Source organism: Streptomyces sp. NPDC041784 (genome assembly GCF_055591025.1).
The window spans coordinates 186,930-210,826 of record NZ_JBVJAB010000006.1; the positions used below are offsets into that span (position 1 = coordinate 186,930).

Genomic DNA, 23,897 nt, shown 5'->3' on the forward strand with positions numbered 1-23,897 from the left:
GTCACCTGTCCTGCGTCGCGAGATCCGGTTCCCCGTCCAGGGCCGCCCTGCAGAGGGAGGCCTGTACATCTGTGTAGGCCAGCAGGTAGACGACGCGTATACGGGATGCCGGGTGGGAACCGAAGTAGCCCACGACCGCCGCCAGCAATCTCTCCACGGTCTTGGGCAGGTCGCTGTTACCGCCCCCGGTTCCGAGCAGTGGCAGTACCACCGAACGCAGGGGTTCACCCGCGGCACCCAGCCGGTCGACCTCGCCAAGAATGTTGCGGACACACCGTTCCAGATCGATGACCTGGCGGAACCCTGAGCCCGGCTCCCCCTCCACGGCGGCAACGTGGAGAATCCGGCGGACCTGGTGGCTCTCCCCGAGTTCTCCTGGACCGGTCACCAGCACCTGACCTGCCGACACATGCGACCGGGAGGCCATGCGCTCCGCCAGTTCTCCGGCGATGACGTCCTCGATCAGCTGGCCGGCGTCGTCCCTGCGCCCGCCGTGATAGCGGATGACCGCGGAAATGGTGGGCTCGTCGACGCGCGACATCTCCATCCGGGTGTTCTCGGGATTGACCCACACATCCGTCCCCAGGACGTTGACCAGGTTCCCCGTGATCATTCCCACCCGGTGCCGCCGGCCGCCGCGCAAGGGCACTTCGTACCGGGTGCTCCGAGTGAGCGCGCGCGGAGCGCCGTCCGCCGGGCGCTCGTCGAGCAGCTGCCGGCGCAACGCGGCGTTCTCGCGCTCCGCCTTCTTCAACTGCCCTGCCAGTTCGTCCCGTCGACGCGTCCTGGCGAGCCAGGTGAACGAGGCCGTCATGAAGAACGCGGCGAAGCCGGCGGCACCGCCCAGCCCGAACCCCAGCGCCCTGCCCTCGGTCAGCGAGTCGGGGAAGGCGGAGAAGAGGAACAGCGCCGCCGCGAGGGAGTAGAGCAGAATCACGGGCAGTTGGAGGGCGTACTGCCGCTCGGCCCGACGTGGCATCGACGACCAGATCTGCAGCGCGATGCCGGAGACGGCGAGGACCGCCGTGACGGCCAGGTCCAGCGGACTCACCCTTGAACAGCTCCTTCGGTACGTGGCGGCTTCCCGTGACACTCGGTCAAGAAGTGTCGAGCGAACCACAGAAGCCGGACACTCCGGAAGCCCTTGCTGGCTAAACTGCCGACAGGGCGTCAGGTGGCTGAAGCGGATTGCGGAACGCGAACGCGACTCGGGACAACGGGAGATGATGGCGTGACGACTACGACGACTTCCAAGCTGGGTCTCAACGCCAAAGATCTCAAGTCCGCACGGAATGCGGCAAGGGGCGGCGAATACAACCTGCTGTTGGGTGCGGGTGCAAGCAGAGGCGCCAGGAACAACAGGGGACCGCTGCCGGATGCCAGAGGCCTGATCCCCCTCCTCGGACAAGAGTTCAAGGGCGCCCGTATCACCGACTCCATCTCACTGCACCGCGCCTATCAAAGAGCGGTCAGGGTCAGCTCACCCGAAAAGGTCTGGCGGTTTCTGAAGTCCGTGTTCTCGGATGCGGAACACGATGGATGGTTCCAGCGGCTTGCCCTCATGCCGTGGAATCGCGTGTGGACACTCAATGTCGACGACGCCTTCGAGAAAGCGTTCGAAGAGGCGAAGCACAGCACCCGTCGGCGGCTGCGCACCGTGAATTTCGACGACCCGTTCTCGGAGACCGGTGGTCTCGAGGTCGTGCATCTCCATGGGCACGTGATCGGATCAGGCCCGAAGAATCTCATCTTCTCGCTCTCCGAGTACCAGCAGCTGGCGAGCGAGAAGCGGGTCTGGAAGCAGGTGCTCGATGGAAGTCTCAGCACCAAGCCGTTCGTCATCATCGGAGCGAGCATTCTCGGGGATCCCGACGTGGAGGCGGCACTGCTGGGATCGCCGCCCTGCGCGGCCGCACCTTCGATCATTGTCGATCCCGGAATTCCGGACGACAACGCCTGGGAACTCGAGGAGAGCGGCTATCGCATCCTCCGTATGACAGGTGAGGAATTCCTTGGCGCTTGGGAGGAGGACCTCGGGCTCAACGAGTCCACCCTGATGGAGCTCGAGGACGCCCAGATGCTGTCCATTCCCCAGTTCTCCCGGCTGCAGACCAACAGATCAGCGCCGTATCCCCGCGCCCATGACTATCTCGGCGGAGATACTCCGGTCTGGAAGGACGTACTGGACGGCAACGTAGCCGAGCTGGAATGGATGAAGGTAGTACGCAACGACTTCACCCAGTGGCTGGCGGATGAAACCGCGGGGTCGCGACTCCACATCATCTACGGCCGAAGGCTTTCCGGCGCGTCCAGTGGTCTCCTGCTGTCCGCACGCGATTTCATCCGAAATCACGTGGATGTGTTCATCTTCGACGGGTCATCCCGATTCGACGTGGATCTGGTGATCAAGTCCTGTCTCGACGGCAGGCCGACCGTGCTCCTCATGGACTCGGGTGCGGATTTCGCCAACGACGTCGACGAACTGCTCAACGAGGTGTCGCAGAACAACAACGTGCGCATCTACGTGGCCGTCACCGAGGACCCTCGGAATCACCTTCGGATGGAGGGTCGCCTCACCGGGAGTTATTCACGGTCGGTGACGAGGGTCCCGAACAGCCTGGGCCACAAGGAGGCCCAGCAGATCGTCAGGCATCTGGAGAAGTTCGGCCGCCTCGGCGCCCTGGAAGGATCCACCCACCAGGAGAGAGTGAGACAGCTGAAGGGGCGGGACATTTTCTCTGCCCTCGTGGACGTGGAGTACGCCACAGGCTTCCGCAAGAGGATACAGGCGGAGATCAAGGATCTCGACGGAACATGGAAGAAGAACCTCATTCTGCTCCTTGCCCTGTCGGCACAGGAAGCGCTCCAGGTAGGACTTCTGGAAGCATCCATCGCTGTCGGAAGGAAGAGCAGCGACATCACCGAGGCGCTCAAGAAGGACGGGCACCTCAGCGCACTGGTGGAGCAGACCGGCGACGTCCTCCTGGCTCGCCAGCGCGGGAACGCGGTGGATGCGGTCATCGCGGAGATCTCCGACCGGGTCGCCTTCAAGCAGTTCCTCGCCATGGTGCAGAATCTTTCCCCTCTCGTCACCCGAGCGAGCCTCCGCGAGCGCAACCGAGGTGCGCGACTGACCGGCTACCTGATGACGGTCAACCAGTTGCAGAACAATTTCCCGAAAGTGGAACTTGAGTCGGAGTTCTTCTCCAATCTCCATCCCATCTTCGGCGACTGGAACGGCCGCTTCTGGGAGCAGCGCGCGATCTACGCCAAGAGGCAGCGGCGGTGGGAAAGGGCGGATTCCTTCGCCGGCCGAGCCGTCACCCTGTACGACGACGTGTACACGAGGACCACGCACGGCACGATTCTGGTGAACAGAGCGGAAGATCTCGCGGAGGCGGGCGATCCGAAATGGTGGGACTTCTATCAGCGCGGCCGGGATCAGTTCGAAACGGCGATCCGTCGTGACCGACTCAATCGCGTGACAGCGTTCGCCTATCTCAACGCGACCTTGGCGTTGATGAAAGCGTTGAGTGAAACCCTGACAGAAGGGGGGACGCTACCGACGTCGGCCGAGAATCTGCACGAAGTGATGGGCGACTGGGAGCGCGAGTACGCCGTTCTTCGGCTGTCGCTTTCCGGCGAGGAGAACCTGGAGTCGGCTCGGCGCGCAGAGGCTCTTTCCCAGAGATGGGCGTCCCTCAAGATCAAGCCCGACGACTCCCGCTAGAGCCCCTCCTCCTCCTTGGCCCGGCTCAACGCCGGCCGGGCCAAGGTCTACGACGCCGCGGAACCCGGTTCTCACTGACGCCGTTGGCTGAGGACACAGAACTCGTTGCCTTCGGGGTCTGCCATGACGACCCACGGCTGGTCACCCTGGCCGATGTCGACACGCTTCGCGCCATGAGTCTCGAGGCGAGCCACCTCGGCGTCCTGGTCATCAGGCCTGAAGTCGAGATGGAGCCGGCTCCTGGCCTGCTTGCTCTCGTCGATCCGGACGAAGTCCAACCCTGGCAGGCGATCCGGCGCCGAGCGGATCTCGAACTCCACATCAGAGGAGTGGATCACAACCCAGCCAAGAGCCGTGGCCCACCACTGCCCGAGGGCCACCGGATCCACCGAGTGAACGATTACCTGTTCCCATTCCCACCCCAGGTCGCTCAGGTGAGCCTCGGGCGATCCTCGGGCGGGTCCCCGAGACCGTCAGCCGACCGGCACGGTCACGGCACGGATCTCGCTGTACGGCGAGTAATTCCCCGCCGCGTCAGAGCTACGGGCCCGGTACTCATAAGTGGCTACGGGCCCGGTACTCATAGGTGCGCCCGTCGCCCGGCAGCGGGTCGCAGACGGTGGCCGTGGCGGGGGCGACGCGCGGGTTGTACGCCTGGTGCAGGACGACCGACCAGGTGTTCGTCCCCGCCTCGCTGCGCTCGATTTCAAAGCCGGTGAAGTCGCGGATCGGGGCCGGCGTGCTGTCGGTGGCGGTCGCCTGGATGCCGCTCGCGCAGGAGCCCAGGGTCAGGTCGGGGGCGTAGGAGGGGGGCGATGCCGTCGGGGATCCCGAGCCAGAGCTCATTGGTGGCGTTGGCGTCGAGCCACAGCGGGTTGTAGTGGTGGTGCCGCCGTCGTTGGTGACGAGGACGCGGTAGTGGCGCCACTCGTAATCCGCCAGACCGCGGGACCTCGTCCGTCCACGATCGGCGCATCCCGCAGGGTGGTTTTGCCCCCCGCCTCAAGGGCACACGGCCAGTGAGATTCCGCGGAGGTACCGAGATGAGCGCCGGAGAAAGAGCCAAGGCAAAGGCCGAGAAATTCGTCGGAAAGACCGTGCGGAAGGCGGCCCACGCAGCACACAAAGGAACCCTCGAAGCGAAGGGCGCCGCACTCGAAGCACGGGGCATGATGCGGGACGCGAAGGAGCGGGGCAAGGGGTCCCTCAAGAGCTGACACGGTCATGAAAGGCAGTGGCCCGCCGCAAGCTCGTGGACAGATGTCTTCCCCACACCGTGGAGCGGGCGTGGTTCCTGGCGTCCAGGTGGAGCGCGCCACTGTACGAACGACCTGGACGCCAGGGGCCGCGTCTGCTCGGCTCTGCCTGGGTCGACGGCGTAGGGGACGGGCGGCCCTATTCGCCCGGCGGAGCGGAGCGCAGCTGGAGCTTGATGAGGTAGAGATTCCTGTAACGGCTCAGCTGCTCAGGCGGTACTCCAGGACGTACGAACCGGCGTCCAAGAGCATCTGGTCGACCTCCACGGGACGCTCGTCCTCGGTGAAGGCGGTGCGGCAGATCTCCAGGATCGGTGTGCCGGCCGCGAGGCTCAGGGCAGTGCGCTCTTCCTCGCTGGGCATGCGGGCACGCAGTTCCTCGGAGAACGCGACCGGTTCCGCTCCCAGCTCGGCCAGGCGGGCGTCGCTGCCTCCCGGGCCTGTGTTCGGCTGGGCGATCGCCGTGTCCCGGACCAGATCCGCGGGGAGGTACGACGTCGCGATCTGCACCGGGCGGTCCTCGACGACGAACTTACGGCTTCGCACGATGACGGCCGCCCCGGGTTCGAGGTTCAGCAACCGCCCGATCTGGCGCGGAGCTTCGGCCTCGTAGACCTGGACGTCGGTGATCAGAGGGCGCTGGGCCACGTCGGCAGACCAGATCGACTGACCGGCCTCGCGGCGGGACTTGGAGAGACGGTCGTTGGCCACCCTGCGGATCGGCCTGAACTCCCGTACGTAGGTTCCGGATCCGGGTCGCGCGACCACCAGGCCCTCGCTCACGAGGATCTTGAGTGCCTGGTTGGCGGTCATCTTGGCGACGCCGTACGTCTTCACCAGCGAGGGTTCACCGGGCAACCGATCGCCCGGCACCAGCTCTCCGGACTCGATACGCGCCCGGAGATCGTCGGCGATCTGCCGCGCAGTCTCGGGCATGTCTCTGTCCACTCGTCGATGCTCCCTAGGGTGGTCAGCCTACCCCCCACCCCCTTCCGCGCGCACCGCCTCTACCCGGCCTGTGTCCTGGTGCTCGTCCTCGGCCTGCGCCGCAGTGAGGTCCTGGGCCTGCGCTGGCAGGACATCGACTTCGAGGCCGGCCGGTTCACCCCGGTCAAGCAGGTGCAGCGGGAGAAGGGCGTGGACCTGGTCCTCAAGGACCTCAAGACCGAGTCGTCACAGGCGGTGCTTCCGCTGCCCGAGTTCTGCGCCCGCGTCCTCGAGGAGCGGCGGGAGCTCCAGGAGCTGGAACAGAAGATCGCCGGTGCCCACTGGGCCCAGCAGGACGGACACGACCTGATCTTCTCCGCGGAGCACGGCGGCATGATCGACCCCACCGGCTTCTCCCGGACCTTCGATCGCCTCGTGAGGCGGGCCGACGTCCGCCGCATCACCGTGCGGCTGGCCCGCCACACCTGCGGCACCCTCCTGGCCTTCCTGAAGATGCATCCCAAGGTCGCTCAGGCAGGGGTGTCAAAAGACCCCCGGTCCTAGTGGACCGGGGGTCTTTTCGCATGTGGGGCTAACAGGATTTGAACCTGTGGCCTCATCCTTATCAGGTCGGTCACAGGGGGTCGGCGACCTTGGTCAACTGGCCGTGGTGCTCGGCTGAGGGTTCGCCGGGGTTCGGTGTTGATCGCTGCCGTCCGGGGCTGTTGGTGTCAGGCGGTGGTGTCAGCTGCCTGGGGTGGTCTTGACAGGTTCGCCATGCGACCTCTCAGGCTCAGCACAATTATCCCTGCAGGCGGATCCGGGGCCCGTCTGGACCTCAGCCGACGACAGTCAGCCACGACGGTGGGCGCGCCGACCGACCACGCACGCGTGTGCCTCGCCGCACCCCCACCGGCCTCAGCCACGCTGCCATGTCTTGATCGTCGGTCGGGGCAAGCCGTGCCGCGTGTGTCAACGCATGGGCCGGGAGCTCACCTTCCAGGGCGATACTCGCGGCGGGTGTTTCGGGCACGGGTTGCGGGGCGGTTGAGGTGTGCGAGTCGCCTGCTGCGCCCAACCCGACGCCGCACCGGTAGTTCTCCGGGAATATGTTGCCGAAACGCGCTGGAGGAATTTGACCGATCCCCACTCTCGTCACTTTACGTGCTCGCTCGATTGCTCTTTGCTGTCGCCATCCCGGCCGGTCCACCCATCGTGCACCTCGGTCCGGCGGGCCTCTACGGCGGCGACGGCGGCTACCTCGACGTCAACGGCGGAGCGAGCGGCGGTGGCGCCAAGTATCAGGTGTCCACCGCGACCGTCTCCAACCGCGACGGGCTCTCCGGAACGTGGGAGATCGTCTCTGGCTCCTGCCAGGCCGCAGGTTCGCCGGTGAAGAGCGGGGACATCATCTACCTGCGCAACCTCTACCAGAACGACGGCGGCTACCTCGACGTCAACGGCGGCGCCAGCTCCACCCAGAAGAACTCCGGCGGCATCTACGACGTCTCCACCGCCTGGGGCAAGGACCGCGACGGCAACAGCAGCCGCTGGCAGATCTTCGACGTCAACAGCTCACCCCAGGACGGCCTCGTCCGCCTCAACGACACCGTCCAGCTCTGGAACACCTACGCCAACCGCGGCGGTTTCCTGGAGACCAACGAGACCAGCTCCGCCACCGGCGCCCGCTACGACGTGGACACCAACGCCTACTCCAACCGCGGCAACACGAACGTCACCTTCTGGAAGGTCCTGCCGGCGGTCTGACGCGCTGGACTTGGAAACGGCGGGGCGGCTCATCGGTCGCCCCGCCGTTCTTCGCTTGAAAGGAAACATCTGCGGAACACCTCTTCTGAGGCATCAGACGGCTGACTCCTGTGTGCGCGGCACGGGCACCGGCCGGGCTGGAGCGGGACGCAGGCAGGAGCGCAGGCCCGGCCGGGGGCCGGGCCGCGCGCGGGGAGCGGAGCGAGCCGCACTTGAACCAGTAGAGAAAGTTGTAACTCAGTTGGCCGCACGGCCACTTACCGCTGCCCTCAACTTCGGCTGGCCGGCCAGCACACGTACAGCAGTCCCCCCAGAGTGGGCTGGAGGGCACTGGCGGGTTGGCTGGGCTGGATCAGATGGCGTCGATCTGCCAGGCGAGCACGCCTGTCGACTCGGCCGTGCCATCGACGTCGAGTCGAATCGGTCCGTCCGGCGTGATCCGTTGCTGGATCACCGACTGATCGCACGACAGCTCGCTCTCGGCGCCGGCCCTTTTCGGACTGAATGCCAACTGGGCACTCCCGCTGCCGAAGCACACCAGGCTGAGTCTGTAGGTGCGCCCCTTCTTCAGGGTGGGCTCGGTGTGGATGCCGTCGGTCACGCGCTCGGAACCTGCCTCGACCAACGTCCCACTGTGGACGGCGGCCAAGGCTTCCTGAGCCTGTTGGGCGAGCTGTTTTTCGGAGGGCGCAGTCCCGCTCCGGGAGATGCTCGGCGTCGCACGTGCAGTGCTGGCCGCCTGGTCCTTCTCGCCGCCGGGCGTGCACGAAACGAGCAGGATCGCTGATGCCGCCGTGGCGCATCCGGCGATCCGGACACGGGAGCCCAGAGAGGTCATGACTTGGTCTCCCAGTACTTCCATCCGGTCTCGGTGGTGGGCAGTGTCGCTGTGCCACGGCCGATCTCGACGCCGCTGCACCCGGTACCGCTGGACCGGTACTTCTTCCATGTCACTTTCCACCCCCAGTCGCCGTATTGCAGGTGGCCGTACTTGTTCCTGCTAATCTCGTGAGTGTAGTTGTGTCCAGTGGTGATCGATACAGTTCCGGTGACCTTGGCGCTCACCTGGGCTTTCGCCTTGGCGATGATCGCGTTCGACGACCACTCGATTGATCCCGCAATTTCGAGGGCCAGCGAGCCGCCCCTGGTTACGGACACGGCCATGGTGCCACCCGGCCCGTCCTTGAACGAAGTTCCGTTCCACCACGACGGAATGAAGTACTTCTTTTTCGACGTGATGTTATACCAGGTCGACGGGCCATCGCACCGATACGGCTCCTTTTCCAGGATCGGCTGCTCGGTATCGTCCTCCCAATCCTGCCTGTCGTTGATGTCGGTCGTCTGATCGGCGGACGTCGCCGTATCGTCGGCCGGCACCTCCTCTGCGGCAGCAGTGCCCGCCGTTGCAAAGCAGAGGAGGATCGCGGCAGTGGCGGCGCTGGTCGAGGCGCGCCTTGTACCGATGCCCACGTGACACCTTTCCGGTGGACCGCCCCCGTGGCGATCAAGCATCTGAAAGCTACCTGCAGGGCATGCACGCGACAAGCCAAGCGCCGTTTGTCTGAGGAGCATTTGAGGAAGCATTCAGAGGTGCTGGCGGGATTGCCTTCAGCGTGGCTTGAAGTCGTTTCTGCAGGCTGGAAGTTGAATACCTTGACGGTGTGCGATGGGCAGGAAGAGCGCCGGTCGGACTGTCCATGTGATGCGCAGGCTGGCATGCTCGACGGACGCCGCCCAAGGCTCCCGACGCAACAGAGCCCGCCTCGTGTCAATGCGGTGGTCGTGGAGCCGCTGCCAAGCCTCCTGTGATGCAGCCATGTCGAGTGCTGGTGAGATCGTGCGAAGGACCGTCGCCACCCAGTTGTTCGCCTCAATCACCGAGTACGCGTCGTAGGACCCCACCAGAGCTGACGCCTGCTGACCAGCCGCGTCCTGCGTCCAGCACTCGCACCAGAAGCCGGGCTCGATCATTGCCCTCAGCATGGGTGCTCTCCTTGGTGTACGTCGGTGAAGAGCTCCGCGGTGACCGTGTGGCCGGCCTGGCTCTGGTGGACGGCGACGCGGTGGGCGAGTGTGCTGACCATGTCGAGTCCGCGGCCGTGTTCGGCGTCCTGGTCCTGGTGCTCGATCTTCGGGGCCGTGCCTGTGCCTCCGTCGTCCGTCACCGATACGGCAACCACCTGGGCGGACACCGCGACGGCCAGGTGAAAGCTGCCCTGGTCCCGGCCGCTGGCGGTGTGGAGGATCGCGTTCGCGCTCAGCTCGCTCACGATCAGGGCGGCGTCTTCGGCAAAAGGGGAGCCGCGCAGGATGTCGCGGGTCCAGCGGCGGGCCCGGCTCACCTCTTCCGGGAAACCTGGGCAAGACAGTCCCCAGACCCGGGCAGTACTCGTATACTCGTGCATACAAGTTCCTTCATGCTGGTAGGCCGCCATGTGCAGCGGGTTCGGACTAGACGAGTTTCACGCCGTCGTGGGCGCGGACGGCCGGCGGGGACGCCGCGTCGAGTGCGTCTATGACGCGGATCGCGTAGGCCTCGTCGGCGAGTTCGGAGACTTCTTCACGGGTCACCCAGCGCAGAGCGCGGGTCTCGTCCCCGGTGGTCGGCGTGCCGTCGGCCGCCTCGCAGCGGAAGACCAGCGAGACGATCAGGCCCGTCATGTTCTTGTAGATGCCGGTGAGGGTAGCGGGAAGCGCGATCTTGATGCCGGTCTCTTCGAGGACCTCGCGCTGAAGGGCTTCGGGAACGGTCTCCTCGCGTTCGAGGATGCCGCCCGGCGGTTCCCAGTGACCGTTGTCCCGGCGCTGGATCAGGAGGGCCCGGCCCTGGGCGTCGACGACGACCCCGGCCACGCTCACGGAGTGCGGGCGTTCTGTGCTCACGTTCCTCGGCCCTCTCGGATGGCTAGGCTCTCCACCGTAGCAACAAGCACTCGCCCACTCGTCTAGATACCTAAAGGAGTACACACGTGAGCCCTCTTTCCTCGGGCCTGCTCGGTGATCTCGACCCCACGAGTGATCGTGCGGTCTTCCGACAGATCGCCGACCAGCTGCGTGACGCCATCGACCGTGGGCGATTCCGGGAAGGCGAGAAGCTGCCTTCGGAGGCGGAGCTCGTCGACCACTACGGGGTCTCTCGCATGACGGTCCGCAACTCCTTCTCGATCCTCCAGGGGGAAGGCCTGGTCCACGCCGAGCACGGCAAGGGCGTCTTCGTCCGGCCGCGTCCGCCCGTGAGGCGTCTCGCCTCGGACCGGTTCGCCCGTCGTCATCGCGAGCAGGGGAAGTCCGCGTTCATCGTGGAGGCGGATGCGGCCGGCAGCCACCCGCAGGTCGACAGCCTTGAGGTGAAGGAGGAGAAGGCCAGCCAGGACATCTCCACCCGGCTCGGGTCCGTGCGGCGGGTCCTCGCGCGTCGGCGCCGCTACCTCCTCGACGGTCGGCCGGTCGAGTTCGCCACCTCCTACCTGCCGCTCGACATCGCCCGCGGCACGCAGATCGCCGAACCCAACCCCGGCCCCGGCGGCATCTATGCACGTCTCGAAGAGCTGGGCCACCGCCTCGACCACTTCGAGGAGGAGATCCGGGCCCGGATGCCCTCGCCGGACGAGGTACGCACGCTGAGGCTGGCGGCCGGCGTGCCGGTCATTCACCTGATCCGAACCGCCTTCGACACGGAGAAGCGGCCCGTCGAGGTCTGCGACACGGTCATGGCGGCGGACGCCTACGTCCTGGCGTACCAGCTCCCGGCCACGTGAGCGGGTGAGTGGCGGTGGTGCGCGGGGGTGCCTTCCTCGAACTCGTACACCCCAACACGCTTACTCGTATAGACGAGTGGGCAAGTTGTGTGTCAGAGTGATCGTCGTGAGCCCGGGAAATCGGGTTCGCAGATCGCATCTTGTATAGACGAGTAGATAGGAACGCAACTGTGCGCACCATCCGTGTGGAGACCTCCGCCGCGACGATCCTCCTGACGGAGGCTCCCGAGCCGAAGGTCCGCGACCGACAGACCGGCGAGATCGCCAAGGACGCCGTCAGCGGCGAGGCGCTGATGACCATGGGCGTCGTCTACATCGAGGACGGGGAGTCCTCGCTGATCAAGGTCACCGTCCCGGAGGGCGGTGTCTCGGAGGGGCTGAACCTCGGTGCGCCGGTCTCGCTGCCGGGGCTCGTCGCCCGGCCGTGGGAGTCGGTGTTCAACGGGCAGCAGCGTCACGGCATCGCCTTCCGTGCCGCCGCCGTCACCCCGGCCGCCTTCCCGGCCGCCATGGGGGCTACGGCCTGATGACCGATCTCGCGACACTTCTGGAGGTGGGTGGTCCTGTCGCCGCGCTCGGCGGTGGGGCCGCCTACACCCGGGCCAACCACCCGGCCCTGTACTGGTCCGCCGTCGGCGGGCCGATATCCACCGTCCGGCTGCTCAGCTCGTACGCCTCGGTCATGGAAGCCTGCGGTCTGACCGTCACCCCGTCCCGGCTGCGCATCCTCGCCGTCAAGGCCACCACCCGGCGGGAGGTGCGGCCCGTCCCGCCCCGCCGGGGCATCATCCGGCCTACCTCGACCGGCTTACGGCTCCGCCTCCGCCTCGCTCCGGGGCAGGAACCCGCCGACGTCGCCGCCTCGGCCGAACGGCTGCGGCACGCCTGGGGCGTCCACGCCGTCTACGTCACCACCGTCAAGCCGGGCGTCGTCGAGCTGCGGTTGGTCGGCTTCGACGTCCTGCGCAAGGTGCGGATGCCTCGCAAGATCGACGGCGGGTTCCTCACGGTGCCGGTCGCGCTGCGGGAGGACGCCATGCCCTTCGTGCGCGACTACCAGGCCGTTCCCCACCAACTGACCCTCGGCGCGACGCTGTCGGGCAAGTCCATGTACCTGCGCCATCTCGTCTCCGGCCTCGCCCCGCAGAACGTCGCCCTGGTCGGCATCGACTGCAAGCGGGGTGTCGAGCTGGCCCCGTTCGCCGCGCGTCTGTCGGCGCTCGCCACCGACCCGGACGAGGCCTCAGAGCTCCTGCCCGTCCTGGTCAAGGAAATGGAGGACCGATACGACCTGATCAAAGCCCGGCAGGGCATCGCTCCCAGCACTCCTGAGGAAGAGATCACCTCGGACATCTGGGGACTGCCCGAGAGTGAACGTCCCGTGCCCGTCGTCCTGTTCGTCGACGAGGTGGCCGAGCTCTTCCTGACCGGCACCCGCAAGGACGAGGAACGGCGGGACGAGATGGTCACCCACCTCATCCGCCTCGCCCAGCTCGGCCGCGCGGCCGGCATCTACCTCGAAGTCTGCGGGCAGCGCTTCGGTGCCGAACTCGGCAAGGGCGCGACCATGCTCCGGGCCCAGCTCTCCGGCCGGGTCTGCCACCGCGTGAACGATGAGGCCTCCGCGAAGATGGCCCTGGGCGACATCGCGCCGGAAGCGGTCCTCGCCGCCTGCGCCATCCCCGCAGAGCGCCCCGGCCTCGCGGTCGCGGGGGACACGTCCGGCGGTTGGTCCCGCATCCGCACCCCGTATCTCTCCCTCGGCGACGCCGCCGACGCCTGCCGGGAGACGGCCCACCTGGTGCCGGACCTCCCCGCGCTCAAGCCCTTCAGGCCTTACGTGCCCGTACCGCCGCAGCCCGCCGAACAGCCGGGGCCTGTCGTCCAGCCGCGCCCCATCACGGACTGAGTCCACTCCCACCCCGGTCGGCGTGACCGCCTCGCGCCACGTCCCTACCCCTCCCATGCCTGAACCCGGAAGGAGACGCCCTCATGCGCGCCCAACTGGCCCGGGTAGACGCGGTGCTCGTACAAGCGCTCATCGCCGCCGCGCTGTCCTTCGCCCACATTCACGACGTCGCCGTTGCGGCCGGACAGGACGGCTGGAAAGCCTGGGCCTACCCCGTCTCCGTAGACCTGCTGCTCGTCGCCGCCTGGCGTCGACTGCGCTCCGGGTCGTCCAAGGGTGCGGCCTGGTGCTGGTTCGTCATCGCGCTCGCCGCCTCCCTCGGCGCGAACGTCGCCACGGCCGGCCTCCTCGACCTCGGCGACGTCCCGGCCTGGCTGCGCATCCTCGTCGCGGGCTGGCCCGCCGTCGCCTTCCTCGGCGGCACCCTCCTCGCCCACTCGCCCACAAAGGCGGCTGCGGCCGTAGAGGCGACCGAGGACCAGGAGGACGAACCCGAACGGCCCGCACCCGCACCCGATCCGCCCGACCGCCCCGCCAACGACGCACCACCGGAACGCCCCGCCGTCCCGGTCCCGGCCGCCCTCATCAACCACGCCCGCAAGGTCGCCGCCGAGCACCACACCCGCACTGGTGCCCCGATCGACACCCCGACCCTGCGCGCCCGCCTCGGCGTCCCGGCGCCCATGGCCGACGCCATCGCCGCCCACCTCACTCCGACAGGAAGTTGACCCGTGCCCCTCCTCACCTTCAACACCGCCGCCGACTACATCGACGCAGCCCGCCAGATGGCCGCCACCGGCCGAACCACACTCGCCCGCCTCCTCGCCGAGGAAGCCGCCGACCGCACCCAGAACCCCGCCGCAGCCGCACGAATCCTCGCCGAGTTCCCCGCCCCGAGTCTGCGGCAGGAGGACTGACCGTGACCGCCAACCGCCGCTTCCGCAACGTCACCCGCATCGGCCCCGTGCAGGTCGGCACCGCCTACGACCACCGCGGCCGAGAGAAGCACACCGCCGCCTGCACCGCCCCGCGCTGCAACTTCTCCGCCGACTACGACAGCCGCGCCGCCGCCGAACTGGCCGCCCGCACCCACCGCTGCCCCGTCCGCTGAAAGGACCCTGTACCCCGTGACCCTCAACCTCCCGCTCGTCGTCGTCCTCGGCTTCTTCGCCTGGGCGGCGGTCAAGTACCTCGGCGTCCGCACCTGGATCGTCGTCCTGGTCGCCCTCTTCGGCTTCTGGCTCTCGCACACCTTCCTCGCCCCCGCCATCGAGTCCGGCACGCGCTCCGGCGTGACCGTCATAAACGGCCAACACATCTAGACGAGTAGACAGGAGGTCTCGGCCGTGTTCCTGCCCAGGTACCCGGACAACCCCACCCCGCCGCCCGCCCACACGCACACCCCGACCGACCCGGCGGCACCCGCCCCGGTCCGCCGCTCGCTCCCGGCAATCTCCCTCGACCAGAAGACCGTAGCGACCGTGCTCGTCGGCGGAGTCGTCCTCACCGCGCTCCTGGCCGCTGTCGCCGTCACGGCCATCTCGGTCACCGTCGCCGCCGTGGTCCTGCGCTCCCTGCTCCGCGACCACCACCGCCGCTGATCTGCGGCCAGACCTCCGGGGCGGCGTGACACAGCCACGCATCCGCCGCCCCGGCGGCCCACCCCTCCTGAAGTGCCCGTCAGAAGGAGAACCGTCATCTTCGCCCGCGCCACCCCGCCCCCACTCCCGGAACTCAGCAAGCTCGCATCCGGCGGCACCCTGCCCGGTATCCTCCGGCAGCTCTCCGGGCTCGGCGGCTGCACCCACCCCATCCACCTCGACGGCCACCGCACCGACTACGACGTCGACACCACAACCGGCGAGATCGGCCGCATCCTCCGCCACCTCGACTCCTCGGACCTCCCGGCCGGCCAACTCCTCGTCCGCTGCAACAACCGCCGCACGACCCGCTGCCCGGCCTGCTCCGAGGTCTATCGCCGCGACACCTTCCAACTGATCACCGCCGGACTGCGCGGCGGCAAAGGCACCCCGGAACACGTCGCCACCCACCCCCGCGTCTTCGCCACCTTCACCGCCCCCGGCTTCGGCCCCGTCCACAACCGCCGCACCGACGGACGCCCCTGCCGCTGCGGCACGCGGCACGACCAGGAGGACGAAGCGCTCGGCACCCCGCTCAACCCGGACACCTACGACTACGAAGCCGCTGTCCTCTGGAACGCCCACGCCGGTCCCCTCTGGCGCCGCTTCTCGACCTACCTGCGCCGGGAGGTCGGCAAGCGCGCCGGTCTGTCACAGCGCGAGCTTCGCGACCACGCCCGCGTCTCCTTCGCCAAGGTCGCCGAGTACCAGAAGCGCGGCGCGGTCCACTTCCACGCCGTAATACGCCTCGACGGTCCCGGCGGCGGCGCGACTCCGCCCCCGGCCTGGGCCACCGCCGAGCTGCTCACCGACGCCATCAACGCTGCCGCGTCCAAGGCCCGCGTCGACGGCCCGACCATCGACAGCCGCACCCACACCTTCGCCTTCGGCCGCCAACTCGACGTCCGCACCATCCGATCCGCCGACTTCAACGAAGGCCAGGAGCTCACCGAACGCGCCGTCGCCGCCTACATCGCCAAGTACGCCACCAAGGGCGCGGAGACCGCCACAGGAGCTCTCGACCGGCCGCTGAAGTTCGCCGCCGAACTCGCCCAACTCGACATCAGCGAGCATGCCCGCCGCCTCATCCGCACCGCCTGGACCCTCGGCGCACGCAAGGACCTCGAACACCTTCGCCTGCGTGCCTGGGCCCACATGCTCGGCTTCCGCGGCCACTTCTCCACCAAGTCCCGCCGCTACTCCACCACCCTCGGCGCACTCCGAGACGCCCGCGCCGAATGGCGACGAGCACAGGCAGCAGCGGTCACCGACCGCCTAACCACATCCGGAAATCCGGAGGTGCCCACGCCCACGACTCTCGTGCTCGCCCACTGGGCCTTCGCCGGAACCGGCCTCTCCGACGCCGAAGCCTGGCTCGCAGCCAGCCTCAACAGCGACGGGCAATCCGACCACCAGACCTCCCCGGAAGGAGCCGCAGCATGACCACCGCCGCCCCTGAACTGCTCACCGTTCCTGAGGTCATGACCCGGCTCAAGGTCGGCCGCACCAAGGTCTACGACCTCATCCGCACCCGCCGCCTGGTCTCCATCAAGGTCGACGGCTGCCGCCGTATCCCGGACGACGCCGTACGGGACTTCATCCGCCGGGGGATCGGGGAGGCCGCCTGATGGCCAAGAGGCGGCCCAACGGCGGGGGCACGATCTCAAGGCGGGCTGACGGCCGGTACATGGGGCGTGCGTACGTCACCGACACGGACGGCAACCGCGTCCGGAAGACCGTCTACGGGGCCACGTGGGACGACGCCAACGAAAAGCTCGGCAAGCTCCAGGACCAGGAGCGCAACGGCGTCCCGGTGCCGTCCCGCTCCTGGTCGCTCGGCGAGTGGCTGAACTACTGGCTTGAGCACATCGTGGAGCCGGAATGCGAGCACAACACGTACGTCAAGTACGAGTCGAAGGTGCGGCTGTACCTGCTGCCCCAGCTCGGTAAGAAGCCTCTGGTCAAGCTCACCCCGGCCCAGCTCCGGGCCTTCATGGCCGTGCTGAAGCGGGAGAAGGTAGGCGCGGCCACCCGCTTCGAAGTGCTCCGTGTCCTCCGCAACGCGCTCAACCGGGCCATGCGTGAGGAGCTGCTGACGCGCAACGTCGCGCTCCTGGTCGACATGCCCAAGGTCTCCAAGGACAAAGGCACGGCGTGGAACGCGCGGGAGGCGATCACGTTCCTCCGGTCAGTCCGCGCGCACCGCCTCTACGCCGCGTGCGTCCTGGTGCTCGTCCTTGGCCTGCGCCGCAGCGAGGTCCTGGGCCTGCGCTGGCAGGACATCGACTTCGAGGCCGGCCGGTTCACCCCGGTCAAGCAGGTGCAGCGCGAGAAGGGTGTCGGCCTGGTCCTCAAGGACCTCAAGACCGAGTCGTCACAGGCAGTGCTCCCGCTGCCCGAGTTCTGCGCCCGCGTCCTCGAGGAGCGGCGGGAGCTCCAGGAGCTGGAACAGAAGATCGCCGGTGCTCACTGGGCCCAGGAGGACGGGCACGATCTGATCTTCTCCTCGGAGCACGGCGGCATGATCGACCCCACCGGCTTCTCCCGGACCTTCGATCGCCTCGTGAAGCGCGCCGGCGTTCGCCGCATCACCGTCCGCCTCGCCCGGCACACCTGCGGCACCCTGCTGGCCTTCCTGAAGGTGCACCCCAAGGTCGCTCAGGCGATCCTCCGGCACAGCCAGATCAGCATGACCATGGACGTGTACACGCACGTCGTAGGAGACAGCGAGCGGGAAGCTGTGACGATGCTCGCAGAGCTGCTGGAGGACCCGCTGATCGGCTGACCGCAGCCGTTCGCCGCCGTTGGTGTCAACCACTGGTGTCAAAAGACCCCCGGACCGATGGTCCGGGGGTCTTTTCGCTGGTGGGGCTAACAGGATTTGAACCTGTGGCCTCATCCTTATCAGGGATGCGCTCTAACCAACTGAGCTATAGCCCCGCCGCGCTCTGCGGTGTGTGTCCCGCGCGCTGACTCCTGAAGATTAGCGCACGACCGGGGCAGTCCCAAAATCGATAGTCGGGAAGGCTCCGGAAGGGGTCACTCGTCCTCGGCGAGCGTCAGCTCGACGCCGCCGACGAACCCCGCGGAGAGGTTGTAGATGAACGCGCCGAGCGTCGCGAGGGCCGTCGCGAGGACGACGTCGATGACCGCGATGATCGACGTGAACATCAGGACGTGGGGGAGGGACAGGAAGGACTGGAGATCGAAGCCGTTGGACTCGTTCGAGCCCGTCGCCTCCGAGATCGTCCCGCCGACCGTGGAGAAGACGCCCATCGCGTCCATGACCATCCACAGCACCGCGGCCGCCACGATCGTGCAGATGCCCAGCGCGATCGACAGCAGGAAGCTGACCTTCATCACCGACCACGGGTCGGCCTTGGCCACCCGCAGCCGCGCCTTGCGCACCCGGGGCGTGGTGCGGGCGCCGGTGCGCGGCCGGCGTACCGTCCCGGGCGGTGTCGCCGCCGTCGGGTAGGCCTGCGGCGGGTGGTACGGCCCGGCGGGCTGCTGCGCCTGCCGCTCCCCGGGGAGCGGCGAGGCCGGCTGCTGTGCCTGGCCCCGGGTGTCCGTCACGGTTCCCCCCTGGGATCCCTTGGATCCTTGCGTGTCGGCCGCGGTCGGCTTGATCGCCTTCAGCTGGGTCGTGTGGGTGTCCGCCACCCGGCCCTCGGCGCCCCGCGCGTCGGTCGAACGCGCGTCCCCCGCCGCCGCGGCGGAGCCACGACCGCCGCCGTCCTTGTCCGAACCGGCAGCCGTGCCGGCAGACTTACCGGCAGACGACCCGGCAGACGTACCGGCGCCCGTGGCTCCGCTCACGATGACTCACTCCTCGTGCTACTCGGCAGAGGGCGTGTCACCCTCGTCCGTGCCGGTGGTCGCGGTGCCCTCGGCGGTCTCGTCCACGGTGTCGTCACCGTCGACCTCCTCCGCCTCACGCCCCGCTTCGGCGTTACGTGCGATACCCACGACGGCATCGCGCTTGCCCAGATTGATCAGTTGGACGCCCATGGTGTCACGGCCCGTCTCCCTGACCTCGTTGACTCGCGTACGAATCACACCGCCCGACAGCGTGATGGCGAGGATCTCGTCGGTCTCCTCGACCACCAGCGCGCCGACGAGCGAACCACGGTCCTCGACGATCTTGGCAGCCTTGATACCGAGGCCGCCACGACCCTGGACGCGGTACTCGTCGACGGCGGTTCGCTTCGCGTACCCACCGTCCGTAGCAGTGAACACGAACGTACCGGGTCGAACAACATTCATCGAGAGCAGTTGGTCTCCCTCGCGGAAGCTCATGCCCTTGACGCCCGAGGTCGCACGGCCCATGGGCCGCAGGGTTTCGTCCGTGGCGGTGAACCGGATCGACTGCGCCTTCCTGCTGATCAGCAGCAGATCGTCATCGGCCGAGACGAGTTCGGCTCCGATCAGTTCGTCGTCGGAACCGTCCTCCGTCTCCCGGAGGTTGATCGCGATGACACCGCCGGAGCGGGGCGAATCGTAATCCTTCAGAGGCGTCTTCTTGACCAGACCGCCCTTCGTGGCCAGCACCAGGTACGGCGCCGCCTCGTAGTCGCGGATCGCGAGGATCTCGGCGATCGCCTCGTCCGGCTGGAAGGCCAGCAGGTTGGCGACGTGCTGTCCACGCGCGTCACGCCCGGCGTCGGGCAGCTCGTAGGCCTTCGCCCGGTACACCCGGCCCTTGTTGGTGAAGAACAGCAGCCAGTGGTGGGTGGTGGAGACGAAGAAGTGGTCGACGATGTCGTCTTCCTTCAGCTTCGCGCCGCGCACGCCCTTGCCGCCGCGCTTCTGCGCGCGGTAGTCGTCCGCCTTGGTGCGCTTGACGTATCCGCCGCGCGTGACGGTGACGACGATGTCCTCCTCGGCGATCAAGTCCTCGATGGACATGTCACCGTCGTAGGGCACCAGCATGGTCTTGCGGTCGTCGCCGAACTTCTCGACGATCGCGGCCAGTTCCGCGCTGACGATGCCGCGCTGGCGGACCGGCGAGGCGAGGATCGCGTTGTACTCGGTGATCTTCGCCTGGAGCTCGTCGTGCTCCTGGATGATCTTCTGGCGCTCCAGGGCGGCCAGGCGCCGCAGCTGCATCTCGAGGATGGCGTTGGCCTGGATCTCGTCGATCTCCAGGAGCTCCATCAGGCCCGTGCGCGCGATGTCGACGGTGTCGCTGCGCCGGATCAGCGCGATGACCTCGTCGATCGCGTCCAGCGCCTTGAGCAGACCGCGCAGGATGTGCGCGCGCTCCTCGGCCTTGCGCAGCCGGAAGCGCGTACGGCGGACGATGACCTCGATCTGGTGCGTCACCCAGTGCCGGATGAACGCGTCGAGGGACAGGGTGCGCGGGACGCCGTCGACGAGCGCCAGCATGTTGGCGCCGAAGTTCGTCTGCAGGTCCGTGTGCTTGTAGAGGTTGTTCAGGACGACCTTGGCGACCGCGTCCCGCTTGAGGACGATGACCAGACGCTGGCCGGTGCGGGACGACGTCTCGTCGCGGACGTCCGCGATGCCGCCGATCTTGCCGTCCTTCACCAGGTCGGCGATCTTCTGCGCGAGGTTGTCGGGGTTGACCTGGTAGGGCAGCTCCGTGACCACCAGGCACTGGCGGTTCTGGATCTCCTCGACCTCGACGACCGCCCGCATGGTGATCGAGCCACGGCCCGTGCGGTACGCCTCCTCGATGCCCTTGCGGCCCACCACCAGCGCGCCGGTCGGGAAGTCGGGGCCCTTGATGCGCTCGATGAGCGCGTCCAGCAGCTCCTCGTGGGAGGCGTCGGGGTTCTCCAGGTACCACTGGGCACCGGCCGCGACCTCGCGCAGGTTGTGCGACGGGATGTTGGTCGCCATGCCGACCGCGATACCGGCCGAGCCGTTGATCAGCAGGTTCGGGAAGCGGGCGGGCAGGACGGTCGGCTCCTGGGAGCGGCCGTCGTAGTTGTCCGTGAAGTCGACGGTCTCCTCGTCGATGTCACGGACCATCTCCATCGACAGCGGCGCCATCTTGCACTCGGTGTAGCGCATGGCCGCCGCCGGGTCGTTGCCCGGCGAGCCGAAGTTGCCGTTGGAGTCGACGAGCGGCATCCGCATCGACCACGGCTGCGCGAGGCGGACCAGCGCGTCGTAGATCGAGGAGTCACCGTGCGGGTGGTAGTTGCCCATGACGTCGCCGACGACGCGGGCGCACTTGTAGAAACCGCGCTCGGGCCGGTAGCCGCCGTCGTACATCGCGTACAGCACGCGGCGGTGGACGGGCTTGAGACCGTCACGGACGTCCGGCAGGGCGCGCGAGACGATGACGGACATCGCGTAGTCGAGGTACGAGCGCTGCATCTCCGTCTCGAGCCCGACGGGCTCGATGCGCATGGCGATGTCGCCGCCCTCTTCAGGGGTGACGGGTGTGTTCTCGTCGGTCATTGCTGGTGGGGGTCCTTCCTGGTGCGGTCAGCTGAGACCGACTCAGATGTCGAGGAAGCGGACGTCCTTGGCGTTGCGCTGGATGAACTGCCGGCGGGCCTCGACGTCCTCGCCCATGAGGACCGAGAACAGGTCGTCGGCCTGGGCGGCGTCGTCGAGAGTGACCTGGCCGAGGACGCGGTGCTCCTGGTCCATGGTGGTCACGCGCAGCTCCTCGGCGTTCATCTCACCGAGACCCTTGAAGCGCTGGATCGAGTCCTCACGCACGCGCTTGCCGCGCTGGCGGCCCATCTCGATCAGCGCGTCGCGCTCGCGGTCGGAGTACGCGTACTCGATGTCGTCCCGGCCCCACTTGATCTTGTAGAGCGGGGGGCGGGAGAGGTACACGTGCCCGGCCTCGACCAGCGGCCGCATGAAGCGGAACAGGAAAGTCAGCAGCAGGGTGCTGATGTGCTGGCCGTCGACGTCGGCGTCCGCCATCAGGATGATCTTGTGATAGCGGAGCTTCTCGATGTCGAAGTCCTCGTGGACCCCGGTGCCGAAGGCGGAGATCAGCGCCTGGATCTCCTGGTTCTGCAGGATCTTGTCGATCCGCGCCTTCTCCACGTTCAGGATCTTGCCGCGGATCGGGAGGATCGCCTGGTACTGCGGGTTGCGGCCGGACTTGGCCGAGCCGCCGGCGGAGTCACCCTCGACGATGAAGATCTCGCACTTGGTGGGGTCGTTCGACTGGCAGTCGGAGAGCTTGCCCGGCAGGGACGCCGACTCCAGCAGGCCCTTGCGGCGGGTGAGGTCACGGGCCTTGCGGGCCGCCACGCGCGCGGTGGCCGCCTGGATGCCCTTGCGGATGATGTCCGCGGCCTCGACCGGGTTGCGGTCCAGCCAGTCGTTGAGGTGCTCGTAGACCGCCTTCTGGACGAAGGTCTTGGCCTCCGTGTTGCCCAGCTTGGTCTTCGTCTGGCCCTCGAACTGCGGCTCGCTCAGCTTGACCGAGATGATCGCGGTCAGACCCTCGCGGATGTCGTCGCCCGTGAGGTTGTCGTCCTTCTCGCGCAGCAGCTTCTTGTCGCGCGCGTACTTGTTGATCAGCGAGGTCAGCGCCGCCCGGAAGCCCTCCTCGTGCGTACCGCCCTCGTGGGTGTGGATGATGTTGGCGAAGGAGTACACACCCTCGCTGTAACCGCTGTTCCACTGGAGCGCGACTTCGAGGGAGAGGGCCTTCTCCTTGTCCTCCGCCTCGAGGTCGATGACGGAGGGGTGCACCAGCTCTCCCTTGCGGGAGTTCAGGTACTTCACGAAGTCGACGATGCCGCCCTCGTAGTGGTACGTGACGGTCTTGACCTCGTCCTTCTCGTCCGCACCCGCCTCGTCCGCCCCGGCCGTGGCCTTCGCCGACTCGCGCTCGTCCGTGAGTTTGATCGTCAAACCCTTGTTGAGGAACGCCATCTCCTGGAAGCGCCGCGAGAGCGTCTCGAAGGAGTACTCGGTGGTCTCGAAGATGTCCGGGTCCGCCCAGAAGGTGACCGAGGTGCCGGTCTCCTCGATGGCCTCGTGCTTGGCGAGCGGCGCCGTGGGCACGCCCATCTTGTAGTCCTGCGTCCAGCGGTGGCCGTCGGTCCTGACCTCGACGGAGACCTTGGTCGACAGGGCGTTCACGACGGAGACGCCCACGCCGTGCAGACCGCCGGAGACCGCGTAACCGCCGCCACCGAACTTTCCGCCCGCGTGCAGCACCGTCAGCACGACCTCCACGGCCGGCTTGCCCTCGGAGGGCACGATGCCCACCGGGATGCCACGGCCGTTGTCGACGACGCGCACGCCGCCGTCGGCGAGGATCGTCACGTCGATCGTGTCCGCGTGCCCGGCCAGGGCCTCGTCGACAGAGTTGTCGACGACCTCCTGCACGAGGTGGTGCAGACCGCGTTCGCCCGTGGAGCCGATGTACATGCCAGGGCGCTTGCGGACGGCGTCGAGGCCCTCGAGGACGGTGATGGCGCTCGCGTCGTACGAAGCCGTGACCTCGCCGTTCGAGGTGGTGGCAGTGGCGGTCACGCCTTCGTCGGTGGACGGGATGTTCTCGTTGGGGTTGCCGGAATCGGCCACGAAGCGCCCTTTCTGGCACAGCACGAGCCAGGCTCCTCGGCAGGTTGCCGGAGCGGCTGCGGCATGTTGCGTTGGTAAGCCTTGATCAGCGTTGCTCAGCTTTTCCCGGGCGGTCCCCACGTTTGGGGCGGGATTGGCTTCCAGTCTACCGGTAGCACTGACAGTGATGGGGGTTTGCCGGTACCTGAGTCCGGATGTGCCGCCCTCAACCGGTCTCCGACGGGTCCCGATATGTGGAAGGGGGCTCCAAGAGGCTCACGGAGGCACTCAGCGCTTCCGGGTGTCAACCCTTGGCTACCGAGGAGTCAGGTAGGAATTCGCCCCCGCGCGCGGGCCGTTCGAGGGCATACAAGAAGGCGGCCGGGGTGGTACGCA

25 protein-coding genes, 1 tRNA gene and 1 pseudogene are annotated in these 23,897 nt (G+C 67.5%); 14 read left to right on the forward strand and 13 right to left on the reverse strand.

From position 1 onward, the window contains the following. Window position 1 precedes the first annotated feature (1 nt). On the reverse strand, window positions 2-1,051 hold the full coding sequence (locus ACZ6D7_RS15275) for a macro domain-containing protein (protein ID WP_469490023.1): 1,050 nt from the start codon (window positions 1,049-1,051) through the stop codon (window positions 2-4). Between the two features lie 180 nt (window positions 1,052-1,231). Between ACZ6D7_RS15275 and ACZ6D7_RS15280 the strand changes: the two genes are divergently transcribed. Continuing rightward, window positions 1,232-3,730, forward strand: coding sequence for an SIR2 family protein (locus ACZ6D7_RS15280; protein WP_469490027.1), 2,499 nt, complete (start codon window positions 1,232-1,234; stop codon window positions 3,728-3,730). A gap of 71 nt (window positions 3,731-3,801) precedes the next feature. Here the strand turns inward: ACZ6D7_RS15280 and ACZ6D7_RS15285 are convergent, their stop codons facing one another. From ACZ6D7_RS15285 to ACZ6D7_RS15295, 3 genes are all read right to left on the reverse strand, one after another. After that, window positions 3,802-4,155, reverse strand: a complete 354-nt coding sequence (locus tag ACZ6D7_RS15285; protein WP_469490761.1) for a VOC family protein — start codon at window positions 4,153-4,155, stop codon at window positions 3,802-3,804. Between the two features lie 130 nt (window positions 4,156-4,285). Then, entirely contained in the window at window positions 4,286-4,576 is a 291-nt protein-coding gene (locus ACZ6D7_RS15290) for a hypothetical protein (protein ID WP_469490034.1), read from the reverse strand. A 611-nt stretch (window positions 4,577-5,187) separates the two neighbouring features. Further along, window positions 5,188-5,922: a GntR family transcriptional regulator gene (locus ACZ6D7_RS15295; protein ID WP_469490037.1), complete on the reverse strand. Its 735-nt coding sequence runs from the start codon at window positions 5,920-5,922 to the stop codon at window positions 5,188-5,190. A 57-nt stretch (window positions 5,923-5,979) separates the two neighbouring features. On the opposite strand from ACZ6D7_RS15295, the pseudogene ACZ6D7_RS15300 reads away from it, so the two are divergent. Further along, window positions 5,980-6,450: pseudogene (locus ACZ6D7_RS15300) on the forward strand (tyrosine-type recombinase/integrase); the annotation flags it as partial. Window positions 6,451-7,077: 627 nt separating this feature from the next. Further along, window positions 7,078-7,680 carry a hypothetical protein gene (locus tag ACZ6D7_RS15305; RefSeq protein ID WP_469490043.1) on the forward strand — a complete coding sequence of 201 codons (603 nt, stop codon included), beginning with the start codon at window positions 7,078-7,080 and terminating at the stop codon, window positions 7,678-7,680. Window positions 7,681-8,032: 352 nt separating this feature from the next. Here ACZ6D7_RS15305 and ACZ6D7_RS15310 read toward each other — a convergent pair whose 3' ends face one another. From ACZ6D7_RS15310 to ACZ6D7_RS15330, 5 genes are all read right to left on the reverse strand, one after another. Then, the gene (locus tag ACZ6D7_RS15310; protein WP_469490046.1) at window positions 8,033-8,518 is read right to left on the reverse strand and encodes a hypothetical protein; all 486 of its coding nucleotides are present in this window, start codon (window positions 8,516-8,518) and stop codon (window positions 8,033-8,035) included. Then, on the reverse strand, window positions 8,515-9,150 hold the full coding sequence (locus ACZ6D7_RS15315; protein WP_469490051.1) for a hypothetical protein: 636 nt from the start codon (window positions 9,148-9,150) through the stop codon (window positions 8,515-8,517). The genes ACZ6D7_RS15310 and ACZ6D7_RS15315 overlap by 4 nt, the downstream gene beginning before the upstream one ends. A gap of 138 nt (window positions 9,151-9,288) precedes the next feature. Next, window positions 9,289-9,663, reverse strand: coding sequence for a hypothetical protein (locus ACZ6D7_RS15320; protein WP_469490054.1), 375 nt, complete (start codon window positions 9,661-9,663; stop codon window positions 9,289-9,291). Beyond that, window positions 9,657-10,085, reverse strand: coding sequence for an ATP-binding protein (locus tag ACZ6D7_RS15325; RefSeq protein ID WP_469490060.1), 429 nt, complete (start codon window positions 10,083-10,085; stop codon window positions 9,657-9,659). The genes ACZ6D7_RS15320 and ACZ6D7_RS15325 overlap by 7 nt, the downstream gene beginning before the upstream one ends. 46 nt (window positions 10,086-10,131) lie before the next feature. Next, window positions 10,132-10,539, reverse strand: a complete 408-nt coding sequence (locus ACZ6D7_RS15330) for an NUDIX hydrolase (protein WP_310717833.1) — start codon at window positions 10,537-10,539, stop codon at window positions 10,132-10,134. Between the two features lie 110 nt (window positions 10,540-10,649). Here ACZ6D7_RS15330 and ACZ6D7_RS15335 point away from each other — a divergent pair, with 110 nt between their 5' ends. From ACZ6D7_RS15335 to ACZ6D7_RS15385, 11 genes are all read left to right on the forward strand, one after another. After that, a complete protein-coding gene (locus tag ACZ6D7_RS15335) occupies window positions 10,650-11,438 on the forward strand; it encodes a GntR family transcriptional regulator (protein WP_319276142.1) in 789 nt (262 codons plus the stop codon). 170 nt (window positions 11,439-11,608) lie between these two features. Next, window positions 11,609-11,965 carry an SCO3933 family regulatory protein gene (locus ACZ6D7_RS15340; protein WP_107443038.1) on the forward strand — a complete coding sequence of 119 codons (357 nt, stop codon included), beginning with the start codon at window positions 11,609-11,611 and terminating at the stop codon, window positions 11,963-11,965. Beyond that, window positions 11,965-13,347, forward strand: a complete 1,383-nt coding sequence (locus tag ACZ6D7_RS15345; RefSeq protein WP_469490069.1) for an FtsK/SpoIIIE domain-containing protein — start codon at window positions 11,965-11,967, stop codon at window positions 13,345-13,347. Before ACZ6D7_RS15340 ends, ACZ6D7_RS15345 begins: the two co-directional genes overlap by 1 nt. Before the next feature lie 83 nt (window positions 13,348-13,430). Next, a complete protein-coding gene (locus ACZ6D7_RS15350) occupies window positions 13,431-14,075 on the forward strand; it encodes a DUF2637 domain-containing protein (RefSeq protein WP_469490072.1) in 645 nt (214 codons plus the stop codon). A gap of 3 nt (window positions 14,076-14,078) precedes the next feature. Further along, window positions 14,079-14,264 (forward strand): hypothetical protein, encoded by a 186-nt coding sequence (locus ACZ6D7_RS15355; protein ID WP_469490075.1) that lies wholly within the window; start codon window positions 14,079-14,081, stop codon window positions 14,262-14,264. A gap of 2 nt (window positions 14,265-14,266) precedes the next feature. Next, window positions 14,267-14,458 (forward strand): mobile element transfer protein, encoded by a 192-nt coding sequence (locus ACZ6D7_RS15360; RefSeq protein WP_010985414.1) that lies wholly within the window; start codon window positions 14,267-14,269, stop codon window positions 14,456-14,458. Between the two features lie 16 nt (window positions 14,459-14,474). Continuing rightward, window positions 14,475-14,669: a hypothetical protein gene (locus ACZ6D7_RS15365; RefSeq protein WP_469490078.1), complete on the forward strand. Its 195-nt coding sequence runs from the start codon at window positions 14,475-14,477 to the stop codon at window positions 14,667-14,669. A 24-nt stretch (window positions 14,670-14,693) separates the two neighbouring features. Further along, window positions 14,694-14,948 carry a SpdD protein gene (locus ACZ6D7_RS15370; protein WP_469490082.1) on the forward strand — a complete coding sequence of 85 codons (255 nt, stop codon included), beginning with the start codon at window positions 14,694-14,696 and terminating at the stop codon, window positions 14,946-14,948. A gap of 159 nt (window positions 14,949-15,107) precedes the next feature. Next, on the forward strand, window positions 15,108-16,430 hold the full coding sequence (locus ACZ6D7_RS15375; protein ID WP_469490767.1) for a replication initiator: 1,323 nt from the start codon (window positions 15,108-15,110) through the stop codon (window positions 16,428-16,430). Beyond that, window positions 16,427-16,615, forward strand: coding sequence for a helix-turn-helix domain-containing protein (locus ACZ6D7_RS15380; protein ID WP_359163764.1), 189 nt, complete (start codon window positions 16,427-16,429; stop codon window positions 16,613-16,615). Before ACZ6D7_RS15375 ends, ACZ6D7_RS15380 begins: the two co-directional genes overlap by 4 nt. Next, entirely contained in the window at window positions 16,615-17,772 is a 1,158-nt protein-coding gene (locus ACZ6D7_RS15385; protein ID WP_469490086.1) for a tyrosine-type recombinase/integrase, read from the forward strand. The genes ACZ6D7_RS15380 and ACZ6D7_RS15385 overlap by 1 nt, the downstream gene beginning before the upstream one ends. Window positions 17,773-17,850: 78 nt before the next feature. Here the strand turns inward: ACZ6D7_RS15385 and ACZ6D7_RS15390 are convergent. From ACZ6D7_RS15390 to gyrB, 4 genes are all read right to left on the reverse strand, one after another. Continuing rightward, window positions 17,851-17,927, reverse strand: a tRNA-Ile gene (locus tag ACZ6D7_RS15390). 99 nt (window positions 17,928-18,026) lie between these two features. Continuing rightward, window positions 18,027-18,806: a DUF3566 domain-containing protein gene (locus ACZ6D7_RS15395; protein ID WP_469490090.1), complete on the reverse strand. Its 780-nt coding sequence runs from the start codon at window positions 18,804-18,806 to the stop codon at window positions 18,027-18,029. Between the two features lie 18 nt (window positions 18,807-18,824). After that, window positions 18,825-21,419, reverse strand: coding sequence for a DNA gyrase subunit A (gyrA, locus tag ACZ6D7_RS15400; protein WP_469490094.1), 2,595 nt, complete (start codon window positions 21,417-21,419; stop codon window positions 18,825-18,827). A gap of 42 nt (window positions 21,420-21,461) precedes the next feature. Continuing rightward, window positions 21,462-23,522, reverse strand: a complete 2,061-nt coding sequence (gene gyrB, locus ACZ6D7_RS15405; RefSeq protein WP_469490770.1) for a DNA topoisomerase (ATP-hydrolyzing) subunit B — start codon at window positions 23,520-23,522, stop codon at window positions 21,462-21,464. Between the last annotated feature and the right edge of the window lie 375 nt (window positions 23,523-23,897).